16 protein-coding genes are annotated in these 13584 nt (G+C 56.2%); 7 read left to right on the top strand and 9 right to left on the bottom strand.

Translation table 11 applies throughout. The features are described 5' to 3' along the window. Positions 1 to 163: 163 nt before the first annotated feature. Both L9059_RS05395 and L9059_RS05400 read left to right on the top strand, forming a co-directional pair. Positions 164 to 1384 (top strand): tyrosine-type recombinase/integrase, encoded by a 1221-nt coding sequence (locus L9059_RS05395; RefSeq protein WP_247288914.1) that lies wholly within the window; start codon positions 164 to 166, stop codon positions 1382 to 1384. Positions 1385 to 1433: 49 nt separating this feature from the next. Continuing rightward, positions 1434 to 2378, top strand: coding sequence for an AbiU2 domain-containing protein (locus L9059_RS05400; protein ID WP_247288916.1), 945 nt, complete (start codon positions 1434 to 1436; stop codon positions 2376 to 2378). A 45-nt stretch (positions 2379 to 2423) separates the two neighbouring features. Here the strand turns inward: L9059_RS05400 and L9059_RS30705 are convergent, their stop codons facing one another. The 6 genes from L9059_RS30705 to L9059_RS05430 form a co-directional block, all read right to left on the bottom strand. Then, complete coding sequence (locus L9059_RS30705; protein WP_345894264.1) at positions 2424 to 2750, bottom strand: helix-turn-helix transcriptional regulator; 327 nt, start codon at positions 2748 to 2750, stop codon at positions 2424 to 2426. Further along, entirely contained in the window at positions 2698 to 5391 is a 2694-nt protein-coding gene (locus L9059_RS05410) for a toprim domain-containing protein (RefSeq protein ID WP_247288926.1), read from the bottom strand. The genes L9059_RS30705 and L9059_RS05410 overlap by 53 nt, the downstream gene beginning before the upstream one ends. A 2-nt stretch (positions 5392 to 5393) precedes the next feature. After that, complete coding sequence (locus tag L9059_RS05415) at positions 5394 to 5639, bottom strand: hypothetical protein (protein ID WP_247288928.1); 246 nt, start codon at positions 5637 to 5639, stop codon at positions 5394 to 5396. A 72-nt stretch (positions 5640 to 5711) separates the two neighbouring features. Beyond that, positions 5712 to 6077: a hypothetical protein gene (locus tag L9059_RS05420; protein ID WP_247288930.1), complete on the bottom strand. Its 366-nt coding sequence runs from the start codon at positions 6075 to 6077 to the stop codon at positions 5712 to 5714. Then, entirely contained in the window at positions 6074 to 6553 is a 480-nt protein-coding gene (locus L9059_RS05425; protein WP_282615375.1) for a YmfL family putative regulatory protein, read from the bottom strand. The genes L9059_RS05420 and L9059_RS05425 overlap by 4 nt, the downstream gene beginning before the upstream one ends. A gap of 29 nt (positions 6554 to 6582) precedes the next feature. Beyond that, complete coding sequence (locus tag L9059_RS05430) at positions 6583 to 6783, bottom strand: DNA-binding protein (RefSeq protein ID WP_247288943.1); 201 nt, start codon at positions 6781 to 6783, stop codon at positions 6583 to 6585. A 137-nt stretch (positions 6784 to 6920) separates the two neighbouring features. Between L9059_RS05430 and L9059_RS05435 the strand changes: the two genes are divergently transcribed. Continuing rightward, on the top strand, positions 6921 to 7238 hold the full coding sequence (locus L9059_RS05435; protein WP_247288946.1) for a helix-turn-helix domain-containing protein: 318 nt from the start codon (positions 6921 to 6923) through the stop codon (positions 7236 to 7238). Positions 7239 to 7338: 100 nt separating this feature from the next. After that, positions 7339 to 7527: a hypothetical protein gene (locus L9059_RS05440; protein ID WP_247288948.1), complete on the top strand. Its 189-nt coding sequence runs from the start codon at positions 7339 to 7341 to the stop codon at positions 7525 to 7527. Positions 7528 to 7574: 47 nt separating this feature from the next. Here L9059_RS05440 and L9059_RS05445 read toward each other — a convergent pair whose 3' ends face one another. From L9059_RS05445 to L9059_RS05455, 3 genes are all read right to left on the bottom strand, one after another. Beyond that, positions 7575 to 7832, bottom strand: a complete 258-nt coding sequence (locus L9059_RS05445; RefSeq protein WP_247288949.1) for an ogr/Delta-like zinc finger family protein — start codon at positions 7830 to 7832, stop codon at positions 7575 to 7577. A gap of 65 nt (positions 7833 to 7897) precedes the next feature. After that, positions 7898 to 8749, bottom strand: a complete 852-nt coding sequence (locus L9059_RS05450) for a phage portal protein (RefSeq protein ID WP_247288951.1) — start codon at positions 8747 to 8749, stop codon at positions 7898 to 7900. Continuing rightward, positions 8688 to 10751, bottom strand: coding sequence for a terminase large subunit domain-containing protein (locus L9059_RS05455; protein ID WP_247288953.1), 2064 nt, complete (start codon positions 10749 to 10751; stop codon positions 8688 to 8690). Before L9059_RS05455 ends, L9059_RS05450 begins: the two co-directional genes overlap by 62 nt. A gap of 163 nt (positions 10752 to 10914) precedes the next feature. On the opposite strand from L9059_RS05455, the gene L9059_RS05460 reads away from it, so the two are divergent. From L9059_RS05460 to gpM, 3 genes are read left to right on the top strand one after another with little or no spacing between them, the layout of a single operon-like run. After that, positions 10915 to 11817 carry a GPO family capsid scaffolding protein gene (locus tag L9059_RS05460; RefSeq protein WP_247288955.1) on the top strand — a complete coding sequence of 301 codons (903 nt, stop codon included), beginning with the start codon at positions 10915 to 10917 and terminating at the stop codon, positions 11815 to 11817. Between the two features lies 1 nt (position 11818). After that, on the top strand, positions 11819 to 12835 hold the full coding sequence (locus tag L9059_RS05465) for a phage major capsid protein, P2 family (RefSeq protein WP_247288958.1): 1017 nt from the start codon (positions 11819 to 11821) through the stop codon (positions 12833 to 12835). Then, positions 12835 to 13548 carry a phage terminase small subunit gene (gene gpM / locus L9059_RS05470; RefSeq protein WP_247288960.1) on the top strand — a complete coding sequence of 238 codons (714 nt, stop codon included), beginning with the start codon at positions 12835 to 12837 and terminating at the stop codon, positions 13546 to 13548. Before L9059_RS05465 ends, gpM begins: the two co-directional genes overlap by 1 nt. The last annotated feature ends 36 nt before the right edge of the window (positions 13549 to 13584 follow it).

A 13584-nucleotide genomic window follows, 5' to 3' on the forward strand; every position in this document is an offset into this window, starting at 1 on the left:
GCTTGGGAATCTTGGGCGGGTGGTGTTTCATTTGGGCGCCGGTTGTATGCTTATGTTCCGAATAGCCCCGTACTAAAAGGGTTAAAGGGGGACTCACGATTTCAGTTTGTTTCATCGGTTTACCCCATATTTCAGTCATACAGCCCCCAGCTACGGCCCCCAAATGCTCACAGAGAAACAAATCAAGGCAATGAAGCCTGCGGAAAAGGAATACACAGTCTCGGATGGCCGTACAGCCCGTGGTGAGGGTGTGCTGTTTCTGCGAGTGCGTCCGAACGGGACAAAGGAGTTCTACTTCCAGCGATACAGCAGCGGCAAGAAAATCAAGAGCAAGCTTGGTACTTGGCCAACACTCGGTTTAGCTGACGCCAGGGATCTGTGCCGCGCTGAAAAGGAAGTCGTGATCGCGGCGGGCACCTTTCAGGAAGTGATGAACGGTTACATCACCAAGCTGACGGGTGAGGGCGCTGCTTCCGCTGAGGATGTGAAGTGGTCTTTCAAGCGTTACGTTTCTGAACCCTTTCCGAATTTGGTAACGCTTCCGGCTGTTTTAATCGGCCCAGGTGAAATCCGAGACATCATCGCCAAGATGATCGCGAATGGTGTGACCACCTACTGTAATCGGCTTCGATCACAGCTGCACGCGGCGTTCCAAGTTGCCTTGGAGCAGGAGTTCAATCCGCGCAGCTACCATAAAGACGATGTGAAATTTGGAGTCAAAAGTAATCCGGTGGCCAGCGTCCCGGTTCAGGCTGACTGGGAGCAGCCTGGCGACCGAGCCCTATCCTCCACGGAGCTTGCCCACCTTTGGCAAATGCTGCCTGAACAGTTGAGCGTGGTCACAGCAGAGTTGATTAAGTTTCTGATCGCCTCTGGTGGGCAGCGTCCGGAGCAGTTACTCGCGACCGAGCGTCGCCACTATCTGAAAGACCACATGATCATTCGCAACAAGAAAGGTCGTGCGGCGGAAGGCGAACGCTCGTTGCACGTCGTGCCCTACAACAAGCTCATGCGCCTGAGCCTGAAGGCCATGGATGAAATCAATGCTACGAGCGTTTACCCGTTCGAGGGCAAAGTGCCCGACAGTTCCCTGCACGCCAACTCACTGTCACGTGCGGTGACCAAACTATGCAGCCGGCATCCGGACAAATTCAATGGACCCTTTACCCTGCGGGACTTGCGTCGTACCTGTAAAACTTTGATGGGTGCGGCTGGGATTACCAAGGAGCTTCGGGACAGAATTCAAGGTCATGCTTTCAATGACGTTTCTTCAAAACATTATGATCGCTACGGCTATTTTCCGGAAAAACAGCGAGGGCTTCAACGTTGGGCACAGTGGCTGCAAAAAAATGTTATTGCGCTGAATTTGGAGTCGGGTCGATAAGAGTGGATGGTTCAACGCGCTGAAAAAGTGAATTCTTAGGATGAGTGAGATGCCAATCGAAAATTATCTTTATCCGGTTGATCAGTGTGATGTCGATAAGTCACGGCAGAAAGCGTTAGACCACTACAGGCAACTGCGGAGTAAGTGTTTAGAGGCCATTCGGGGTTCTGCTGAGAACTCGATCGCAAACCAGATACACCAGTTGACATGGAATTCAGCTGTCTTTCATGCGTTAAACGAAGCTCGAAGGATCGAGAGCGAGAGGAAGGTAAACGGCGCAATGTGGAATCTCATTGTCGATGGTTACGCTCACATTGCGGCGCTTGGCATTCGTAGATTGGTAGACCATCACAAGGACTCAAACTCGATAAAGCGGGTCCTATTGGACCTGGAAGCCAATAAGCATCTTATTTCGAGGGAAATGTTCGTCTGCTACGACGGACTTTCTTATGATCACGAAGCGGCTGAGCTTCGCCGCTTGGCTGCGCGGGATCCAAAGTCTCTTGGGAAAGCCACTTGGATTTCAACAACGGGGCCTGATGCTGGTTTTAACTCGAAGCTGCGCCACGATATTTTCGACTCGATAGCTGACGGCAGACGCAAAGCCGGGAGGTCTCAACCAATATCGGCGGAGATTTTCGATCGGCTCAAAGCGATGTTGAATTCCGATGTGGTAAAGAAGGTTTGCACTATGGCGGATAAGGTGTTTGCACATCCAGAGAAGCGAGCCTCTGGCGTTCCTGTACAGGCTAACTATCACGAGGTGATCGAAGCTTTAGGGATCGTGAGCCAGGTGACGCAGTTCATATCAGCGACACTTCTCGATGACGCCGCTTTTGGCTCACTTGTGGCAACCCCTCAAGGTGACGTGTTCGAACATTTGGATCAAGCATGGGTGCGGAAGGCATCAATAGATGAGTTGAATTCTTTCTGGAACGATCTCACTGCGTCACTAGATCTCTGGCTAGATACAGATGGTCTCCTGAAAGGCTAAATAACACTTCACTTTGGATCACAATACGCGTGTAAATGAGGCCGCTTATGCGGCCTCGATGTTGGCATTACCTTGCCAGTTTCCAGGATTGACTTGCCAGGCTTCGATCGCCGACTCTCGCCATCCGACGCGCCCTGCCGAAATTACAACCGACTTAGGGAATCGACCGCGTTTGATTTCCCGCCAGAGCGTGGTTCTGGAAAAGGAGGTTACGTCCAACACTTCTCTTTCCCTCATGAATCGATCCAGTTTTTTCGTCATTGGGTGGTTTTCGCGAATTGATCGCGCCTTTTCATCTGTGTTTCTTCCCTTGATGATGTCAGGCAGCCTGGAAAATCCAGCACCGCACGGTTTTCGGTTTGTCGGCAGCATCGGTATCCCATGCCGAGCAGACGTTTCTGTTGGTCTCAATGAACTTGGGGCACTTGCTTGTTTTCAGGTGGCGCTTGAGCTCGGTCAAGTCCGGGACTTTCTGGCGTTTCTCAGCGGCTTCCTTGGCGAAGTCGTTGAGGTTCACCGCGATTAGTCCGTCATTGCGGGAGTGGTTGAGCCCACCTGCAGTGCTGTTCAAGTATTCGTACAGTTCCCAGAATTCGACGACGATCGGGTGATCAGCGTTGATCGCCAGCTGGCGTTCCTTGGCCATGCTCTGGATCTCGGCGTGAGCCGCATCCACCTGGTGTTTTTTCAGGGGGACAACGTGAACCAGGGCGTCGACTAGGGCGTGCAGCTGGGCGTGATTCTTCGCGATCCGGACGGTGCGGATTTCGGGCAAGGCAAGCAGCTGCTGTTCGTATTTGGGCCCCTTTTCGCGGACGGTCTCCATCACCTTGCTTTCCATCATGGTGGCCTTGACCAGGAAGCCGCTGACGCGGTCGACCGGCATACGCTCGAGCTTTTCCACCAGCAATTTGGTTTGTGGCGTCTGCCCGTCCTTCGTCATGGCGATGTGCACCAGGCGTTGCAGAATCGGTTCGGAAGCGTTCACCGCGTGGTTTTGACCGATGACCACAGCGCCACGGAAAGGAGGCTCGCGGGTGTCGTTGCCGTTGTTCTTCACACCGGTGGAGCGGACGCTGCGGCCGTTGTAGGCGGTTTTCAGTTCGTCCCAGTCGTACTGTTTGGTTTGGCTGCCATCAGTCTTTTCCCGCTCTGATTCGATCAGCACCACAGGCAAATTGCCGACCTGGGCGAAGTTACGTGCTCGAGCAACTGGAGTGCCCTTGGTTGGGTCGAAACCCTCGTAGTCGATACGACCGCAGAGCTTCCATAGGAACTCGATCAGCGTGGACTTACCGGCGCCTGGCTCACCGATGATTTCCATGAAGGGGTAGCTTTTTTGGTGCTGCCGGATCTGCTCGGCGAACAGCGAGCCGAACCAGAAGGCGAGGGCGACTAGACCCTTGGCTCCGAAGCATTGCCAGATGATGTCCAGCCACTCGGTGTCGAACTTCTCCAGATCCGTGTTCAGGTTGAGGATCACCGACTGGCTGAGGGTTTTGATGCTCAGCCGGTCCATGTCGAAGAAGTCCTCTTCGTTCAGCTTGAACACCTTCCCATCGCGCACCGCCACGTCGCCGTAGACGTACGCACTGTGCTCACGGGTGTAGCCGGTGAAGTCGATGGTCTGGACGGTCTTGAGGGCGTCGGTTTGCTCCTCAATGAAGGCGTCCAGCTGCTGAGTGGTACCAGTGAACATCCCGCCCGGGGCGATCCCGAGAAGGCGCTTCTTGAACTCTGCCGAAGAGGCGATCTGCGAGCTGGTGAAGGTGTTCTTGATCGGTGCAGCATCGTGGGCGAACGTGATCCGGAAGTAGTACCAGGACTCGTCGGTGAGCTTGTTTTCCTGGTAGTACAGGGCCTTTGGGTTACAGGTGGCGATGCGCTGCAGCGCGCCGCACTGTTGCATGGCCTTGGAGCGCATCTGTTTGTTGTTCAGTTGCTGGTCATCGTGGTGGTCGCTGTCCTCGAGCTCCTGGATCGCCTTGTTGTACTTCTCAAGGTCGAGCTTGAACCAGTACAAGCGGTTGCCGAACTCCAGGTGGAATTCGCTGCGGCGCTTCCAATCGAACATCACTAAGGCCTTCTCAGTGGCGTTCTCAGCGATCAGTAGGGCACCGTGGTGCCGGGCGGTGGTGATGTCTTTGTCGACCTGAGCATCACGCTTCTCGCCTTCGTCCAGGAATTGCCAGCGCTGGTGCAGATCGTTCCAGTCGACCTTTCTGTTATCCCGTTGGGGGATTTGGGCTGCTTCGCAGGTGAAGCCCAGTTCACGGGCCATGCGGACCCAACGCTTGGTGTAGGCGTGTGCACCTGGTTCGTTATCCAGCGCCCAAACCAGCTTTGGCAGGTTACCTGGGCGAGCCGCCACCAAGGCTTGCAGAGAGTCGGCCGGGAAGGCGTTTGAAGACATTGCTGATACGGCGGCAATATTGTGGTGTACCAAGGCAAGTGCGTCGAAGATCCCTTCGACAATCCAGATCTCTTTCGCCTCGAGCACGTCGACGCACGGCGGGCACCACCACACGCCTTTGTAGGACTCACCCGGCTTAAAGCGGGCTTTCATTTTGCCGAAGCGCGAGGGCCTATCGATCAAGCGTTCCCAATAGCCGCCTTTCTCTAAGGCAAAGCGCACCGTCGCGCTGCCAGCGTTGTGCTGGGACGAATAGTACGTTTCCTGTGTGAACCAACCGCCGATCAATGAAATATCGAAACCACGGGCAAACTCAAGGTATGCACGCGCGGTCGCTGTTGGAGCGCTATCGGTAGCGGGAACACGCTTGCTCCAATCTTCAAAGAGGTCGTCGTAGATTTCTTTGACGTGCACCGTGTGACCGCACTTTTCCTGACGTCCACAGATGAGCTGCCACGGACTGTCGAAACGGGTGTACAGCTCTTTTTTGTTGCACTTGGGGCAAGTCCCTCCACGCATGTAATTGGTGGGCGCACGGTGTTTGAGGCCAAATTCGGACTCGATGCGCTGCAGAACGTCGTGACGCAGATCGTCTCTCATAATTACTTCACTGCCTTGAGGCTAAGGCCGAGGCTTTGGGTTAGGGCGCCGATCAGGTGCTTCTGGGCAGCCATCACAGGGCTGTTGGCCAGAATGGATCCGTGGCGCAAGCCATCAGGAATCATTCGGTACTGATCCGCGTACCAGAGGTCATTGAGGCTGAGACGGTATTGCTCGCGCAGGTTGGCCAAGAGCGCTTGGGCCTGACCTGGTGTCAGTTTTGCGTTGATGTTCATGGCGTTTTCCATCGTCAAACCTCTATTCCGGGCGCAGCTCACCCAAACCCACAGCGGCGGGACGGGCGATTCAGTGGGTGGGTATTACGGTGCGGCTATGCGGAAACGACCGTTGTCCGGTGCGTTGAGAATGCGTTCGTAGATCAGGCTGACAGGAACAGCCCAAGCGTTACCGGTGGCGGGATCGATGATGACTGTGTGCGTCGACGTGCTGCTGGCCATGTCCAATCGCTGCCGATCGCGGATCGCTGACATATCGCTGCACGCCAGGTGAACGAGCTTTTCGGCGGTGGTCGTCAAGACGTCGTAGTCGGTTACCAGGTGCTGCACTGCACGATCAAACAACTGCTGATCGTCGCCCAGATGCTCGCATTGGTGGCGCTCCAGAAATGCGAGCGCAGCGGCTTTGAGCACGTCTTGGTATTCAAGTACCGCAGGCAGATGGTTCATTGAGCACCCCCTGATTTATTGCGGTACAGGTCGATGGCTGCGCGCACTTCGGCGTGACGTGCTGCCATGTGCAGGTTGTGGGCATTGAGGATGTGTTCGGCTTCGGTCTCGGAAATGCAGCCATCCGCTAAAGCCTTTGCAATCTCTTGGTCAACACATCCGCGTTTGGCCGCAACGTTCACGGAAAGGGTGTACATCTCGACGTTGTCCAGGCTCTCCGGATCTGCCACAGGCACGAACAAACCGCCGTACATTGCTGCAACGTAGTTTGGGAAATGCTGAGTGCCAGCTTCCTGTTCCAACTGGTAAAGCTGGGCGTCTGATAGCGGGCGACTGCTGTTGTTTTCGTAGGCGTGGTTGTCGAATTTTTTCAGCGCCAAACCTATGCGCGCCGCAGCGCATTCCCGTCCACCTGGATAACTACAGATAATGGCGCTGACAACTTCCCGGCGAGTCTTTAGAACTGAACTTTTCATGTTCTGCTTTTCCCTGTGGCTCAGTGCCATTACTGTTCGATTACGCCGTTTTTGATACCAAGCAATACCGCGGCGCGATGTGCCTCCCCACGGCGACCTTTTTTACGACCGTTCAAAAGGTCGCTGACCAAATTCTTATTTAACGAATGAGTACGGCAGAACTCCGCGATGCTCATTCCTTTGTGATCAAGGGCCTCACGGGCTTGATCGGGTGTAAGGGTGGCGGGCATAGTGTTTGCTCGTGTGCGTTTGTGTGCATTCGTGTTCATACGATGCTGATTATGCCCAATTGTTTGGTCTTGTAAAGGATCTGAGCTTGAAAAATTGTGCGTCCGGAGAATTCTCGACGTTGAGTGCAGGCGAATGCTTGCGCGAAGAACGAAATCGATTAGGTCTCAAACAGGAGGAGTTGGCCCAGATCGGAGGGGTAAATCGCAACACTCAAGGCAGCTACGAGAAAGACGAGCGCAGACCCGACAGTGCGTATCTCAGTGCGATAGCTGCAGCAGGAATTGACGTGTTGTACGTGATAACGGGGGACCGCACGCCAGCGCCGATCGAGGATATAAACGCCGAAGAAGAAAGTCTTTTGAAGCAGTACCGAAGCATCCCGGCTGATGATCAAAAAGCCATTCGCCGTTTTCTGAAAGCGCTGGCTGATGATGCTGCCGAATCGCGGAATTAACTTGTAACAAACCATGTATGACATTCGTCGCCCCCATTACTAAAGCCTGTTCCTGCCCCGATAACGTCGATTCAGCAATGCACTTTATGGAGCAGTAAGCATGTTGGATCGCACGAAAAACGACTTTGGCAGCCCCCAAACCACCGACTTTGAATGGCTTAGCCTGACCAAAATCGAACGTCGTCTCATTCGGTTGTATCGTCTGTTGAATGAACAGGAACAAGTTCATTTGCGCCGGATGTCGGAGGTCTTGGCGACCCATCCAGAAGAGGAACCAGTCGGTTCCTAACCCACATGTAATTGATCGCCGGCGATTTTGAGTCGGCGATTTGCACCTCACCCCGCCGCCTGTGAACCCAACTGCTCAAACAGCTCCCGCTGTTTTTCCCTAGGCAGATCCCTCAAGCGATCAAGCAGCATCCTTTCGTAGGTCTGAGCCGATGGACTCACCGTGTGAGAAAACGTCAGATGCGCAACCCAGCTATGCGCGCACGCCACGTCCAAACATAGGCAGTAGAGCGTGACGAAATCCGGTGAATGCTTTTTGCTGTCCCGAATCAAACCCTTGTTTCCGCATTTGCATGTAACTCGCATTGTGTCCCTCCCCAGGGCAGCCAATCGCCACTATATTGCCACAATAAGTAGTGGCAATCTCTTAGTTACGCACCTGATGTAGTGGAATCAACTAGATCTTTAGGTACTCTCCAGGAGAATCGCCTGTCCTCGCGTAACGAGTCGTTCAGCTGATTGAACAGCTGGCAGATAGGCCGAATCTCGTTGCTGGTGTACACCCGATCGATCTTTTCGATATCGCCGAAGCCGGAGCTGTTTTCCGGGATGATGCCGGCCAATGCAGGGTTCATTCGCCAGGCCGCGATTACATCGTTGCGCGTGATGTTCTTCACCTTCTCCAGTTCGTCCTTCGCCTGGAAGTCCCCGACCGGGATGATCTGAATCGCTTTCTCGGTGCCGCCCGGGATGTTCACGAACAACGATCGGAAGTTGCCCACACCTTTGCTGGCGCTGATCTGTTCCCGCAGTGACTCTTCATCGGCCTCGGTCAGGTTTGGGTCGTTGGTGTAGAAGATGTACCCCGCATGCGCGCCGTTGCTGTAATAGCGCCGGCGGAACAGAGTCGCTGCCTCGTTGAGCAGCAGTGCTTGCATGCCGCCCAGGTAGTCGGGCACGCCGTAGATGTTCTGTTCCACGTCGTAGTTCATGACGTGCTCGACTTCGTGCTCCTCGAACTCCACTTCTGTGCTGTCCTTCTGCAGCATCACGAACCCGCCACCCACCTTTACCCGCATGTTGATCGTGGGTAGGTGATCCATCTGCAGCACTTGGCCGAAGGCGTTACGGTTGCGCCGAAAGTACGCCTCTCCAAACACCATGAAATCCAAACCGGCACGGCTCATCGTCTGGACCGAACAACCCGGTGAGGCGATGAACTCACGCAGCAGCAGGTTGCGCTTGAACCCTGGAATGGCGCCGTGGTGCGCGTTGGCGCGCAACAGTTTCGCCAGACCTTGGCGCGACACCGGTGGCGTGTACGTGCGTCCATCGTGAGTGGCAAACACGCCCAGGTAGTGTCCGATGTTTTCGGTCAGAACCTGCTCCGGCGCTCCGAATTGAAATGCTCGCATCGGACCGGTGGCCGGTTTTTGCTGCTGGGTTTTTGCTGGTTTGCCCATGGGTGCTTGATCCGCTGAAGGTGTAGCGGCTGCGCCGCTGCTTGTTGGTGTTAAGAGGTTCATGGGCCAGGGCATGCATGATCGCCCAGGCAATGTCCGCGTGGCCCGAGGCGTCGGTCCGCGATGCGCTGTAGGTAACTTGGCCGCCGCCAGTGGTGCCGCGCTTGATCGTCAGGAAGGCCTGGGCGATGTCGTTCCAGCCAGCGTCCCATTCGATCCGGCTGCCCTGAATCGTGTCCTGAGCCTTGAGTACCAAGGTGTTTTTGGTTTCGAGGCTGTAGTGGATCGAGGTCGCACGCGGGTAGAAGTCGCGCACCAGGTCGAACACGCCGTACCCGATGCCGGTGGTATCGATGCCGATGTGCTGGACGTTGAAGCGCTCGGTGAGCTTCTTGACCTGGTCGGCTTGGTACTTGAACGACTGTCCCCGCCAGCTGTACTTCTCCAGGATCCGAAACTTGCCACCATCCTCGAGCGGCGGGGCGATGACCACGCAGCTGGCGTCGTCGCGGGTACGACTAGGGTCGTACCCGATCCACACCGGGCTGTTGCCAAATGGACGCGGGTCATCCGGGTCGTAGTCGGTCCACAACGACAGGTCGGAGTAACAGCGCTCCAGGTCGACCAGGGAAAACGCACTCTGCGTGCTGTCGATGAACTTGCACATGAACAGCTGTTGAAATTTGTCCTCGTCGTACTCCAGCTGCAGCTGCTCGAGGTCGAACAGATCGCAGCCGCCGGCGATGGCGTCGAGGATGGTGATGACCTTGCGCCATTGCCCGTCCGGACACAGTGAGCCAGCTGCAACTTGGGCTTCGTTGGGCCACGGATCTTTGGCGTTCTTGCGTTTGCTGTTGCGGAATTTCTCTCCGGTCCAGAACGGGTACGCTTGGTGTGACACCGCGCTGGGCGTGGAGAAGTAGGTCTTTCGCCACTTCTTGTGTGTGGCCATCGCACTGGCGACAGTGTTGAGTTTTTCGAAGTCGCGAATCCAGAAGTACTCGTCCACGTAGACGTGGCCATGATGGCCCTGGGCGGTGCTGCTGTTGGTGCTGAGAAAGCGCAGCTCGGCCCAGGGCTTGCCGTCCTTGCTCAAAACGATCGGGTTGCCGGTCAGCTCCAGGCCGAACCATTCCTGGGCAAATGAAATGATGTAGCTGCGGAAAATCTCGGACTGTGCGCGACTGGCGGACAGGAAGATCTGGTTGTCACCCGTGAGCACGGCGTCCATGAACGCTTCGCCGGCGAAGTAATACGTCAGACCCACCTGGCGGCTTTTGAGGATGTTGCGGATACGGCTCGTCAGCGGGTTCTGTTTGGCGGCAAACAACTCCTTCTGGTAGCCGTACATTTTGCTGATGAACTTGTCGAGAAAGTCCACCTCGGTCAGCTCTCCGACCTCGTTTTTAGCTTTTTTCTCGCGCTTCTTTCCGCCCTTGTCGTTGCGATCGCCACGCTCACGACGCTCGCTGCGTTGTCCTTCTTTGCGCTGGCCATCGTCCGCCGGCGGATCGCCGATCGGCGTCGGTACCAAATTAACGGATTGTTTCAGCAGCCGATCGCGGACGGTGGTCAGGCGGTCGAGCTCGTCCAGGTCGCCCTTGGTCAGCGACGTGGCTTTGTCCAGGATGAGAGTGATGCGCCGGCCAACGGCCGTCAGCGGCTCTTCATCCGACAGCATGTCGTCCCACTCACCCTGACGGATCCAGTAGTAAACGATCCGGATGTTGGGCAGGGACAATTGCGCCTGAATTTCACGCGGCTTGCAGCGGCGTAAATAGAGGCGTTTGGCGGCTTCTTTAAGTTCGGGGGCGTATGGCATGACCCGCAGTCTATGCGGCGAAAACACCTGAAACGCGGGATTAAAAACCACGTTCTTCGTAGAAATAGATTCTACGAATGGCGCCGCAGCAAAGCGTTTGTTGGGTGGTGTGTCGGTGCATATCGTGGCGGCTCAAATCACCGATTGAGCGCAGTTATCGCCCATGCCCCGTTCCCTTGTTTCGTACTGGAAACGTGTCGCCACTAGCGGCCCGACCGCTGATGGTCGAGAAATCCTTCCCCAGGAACTGCGCGATCTCGCCGAGACCTACGACATTGCCAAGTACACGGCGGTGATCTGGTGCGAGCACGAACGCTGGTATGGCTCGTTCGGTACGGTGTTTGCGGTACGGCTGGTCGAGGACGACGCTGGCTTGGCGCCGGGTCAAGTCGCACTGGAAGCGCAACTCAAACCCAATGACCGGCTCCTGTCGCTCAATGACCAAGGCGAGAAGCTGTTTACCAGCATTGAAATCACGCCGAACTTCGCACAAAGCGGAAAGGCATATCTGTCCGGGCTGGCCGTGACCGACTCACCGGCAAGTCTGGGCACCCAGGAACTGTACTTCTCCCGCAAGACAGGCCAGCCGGTGTACTACGCCGCAGCCATTCCCCTCGGCCCGTTGGTCGACGACGAACAAAAGGGCGAAATAGGCATGCTCAGTGGCCTGCTAATCCGCCTATTCAAGCGTTTCGGCATGGAAGAAAAAGCCGAGGACACCCCGCAAACCACTACCGAGAAAATCCCAATGGATGAAGCTACAGCCAGTGCGATTCAAGCCCTGATTGAGCAACAGACGATCGTCACCGCGGGCCTCCAAGCCCTGGTCGATGCGGTCGCAGTCGAAACCCCGGCGCCGGATCAGACGCCAATCGACGACGTACAGGCAGCAGTAGACGCCATCGTTACCCCGGTTGAAGAAGACAAAAACCTCAGCAGCAACAAAGTGGTCCTGGCCTACCTGGCGAAGCTCGACCAGAAATTCAACGCGCTGGCCAATACCCCAACAGGTAGCCATCTGCCAAAAACCACCGGTTCCACCGACATCAAAAAGCGGGTGCTGTGACATGAGCCAGCAATCTTTAAGCAATCGTGCAGCGCTGCAGTACACCGCCCTTTGTGTGGCCATTGCGGCGACCTACAACGTCGACGTGTCTCGTCAGTTCAACGTCGAGCCGAGCATCGCCCAGGAACTGAACGACAAGATCACCGAGCGAGCGGACTTCCTCGAACGCATCAACGTCGTGCCCGTGACCGAAATCAAGGGTGAGAAGGTCATGTTGGGCGTCACCGGCCCGGTGACAAGTCGCACCAACACCAAGACCACTGACCGTGAAGCCAAGGACGTTTCCGACCTTAACGGCCTGGGTTATGAGCTTTTCCACACTGAATCGGACGTTGGTCTGCCGTTCGCCAAGATCGACAGTTGGGCCAAATTCCCGGACTTCGCCGATCGCTATTCTGCCGCTGTACAGAAGCAAATCGCCCTCGACCGCATCATGATCGGCTGGCATGGCGTTTCGGCTGCGCCACAGACGAACCTGGCCACCAGCCCGATGCTGCAGGACGTCAACAAGGGCTGGCTACAAATCGCCCGCGAGCAGATTCCTGAACAGGTGCTCGAGGAGGGCGCGACTGCCGGGAAAATCACTCTCGGTACCGGCGGCGATTACGAAAACCTCGACGCCCTGGTGCACGACGTTAAGCAGATGGTCAGTTCGGTATTCCGTGATGGCGGCGACCTGATTGCCATCGTGGGCAGTGACCTGCTGGCCGCTGACAAGGCCAAGCTGTACTCCAACCAAGCCGGCAAACCCACCGAGAAAGAGCGCATTGAAAGTGCCCAGGTCATCGCGACCTACGGCGGTCTGCCGACCTTCACCGTGCCGCACTTCCCGGTTAACGCCGTGGTCGTCACCAGCTGGGACAACCTGTCGATCTACTTCCAGGACAGCAGCTGGCGTCGTCACTTGATCGAGAACCCGAAACGGTCTCGCGTCGAGGATTACAACGGCCGCAACGAAGGCTACGTGATCGAGCAGCTGGAAAAATTCGCAGCCGCTGAAAATGTGGAGCTCGTCTGATGAGCCTGGCACTGGCGCACAAGCGCCGCGTCCAAGCCGAAGGGCCAGCTGCTGCCCGTACCGGTGCCGAGGTGATGGTTTATTCCTCCGCCACTGCGCTCTCGAGTCCAGCCAACGGCAAGAAACACCTGAGGCTGATGGAAGACGCGCTGGCTCAGGACCTTGAGCGTATTGGCGCGATCAACAGCCGCGAACTGCGTCAGCAGCTCAAGCGTGACGAGCTGCTGCCCAAGTACCTGGACTACGTGCAGCGATACCGCGATTCCGGATTGAGTTTCCCGAACTCGGTAGTGATGCAGGTCCTGGTCTGGCTGTTCGACACCGAGCAGTTCGAAGCGGGCCTGGACCTGGCGAGCTTCGCCATGTCGCAAGACCAGCAACTGCCTGAGCGCTTCAAACGCGACGTGCCGACCTTCGTCGCCGACGCGGTGATCGACTGGGCCGAGGCTGAGTACAAAGCCAAGCGCAGCTCTGAACCGTACCTGTCCAATCTGCTGCCTTTGGTAGACGGCGAATGGAAGCTCTTTGAGCGCATTCCGGCTCGCTACCACAAGCAGATTGGGATTCTGGCGCTGGATCAACGGGAGTTTGCGAAAGCCATCACCCACTTCGAACGTGCGGAAGCGCTGTACGAAGGCATCGGCGTGGGTACCCGCCTGGAAGGGGCTCGCAAGGCTTTGACAAAAGAACTGGCTGAAAAAACCGCCGAATAACCGACTACCCCCCCCGGCGAGAAACTGTGGATGTGA

Origin of the sequence: Pseudomonas violetae, from assembly GCF_023072615.1 — a bacterium.
GTDB lineage: Bacteria > Pseudomonadota > Gammaproteobacteria > Pseudomonadales > Pseudomonadaceae > Aquipseudomonas > Aquipseudomonas violetae.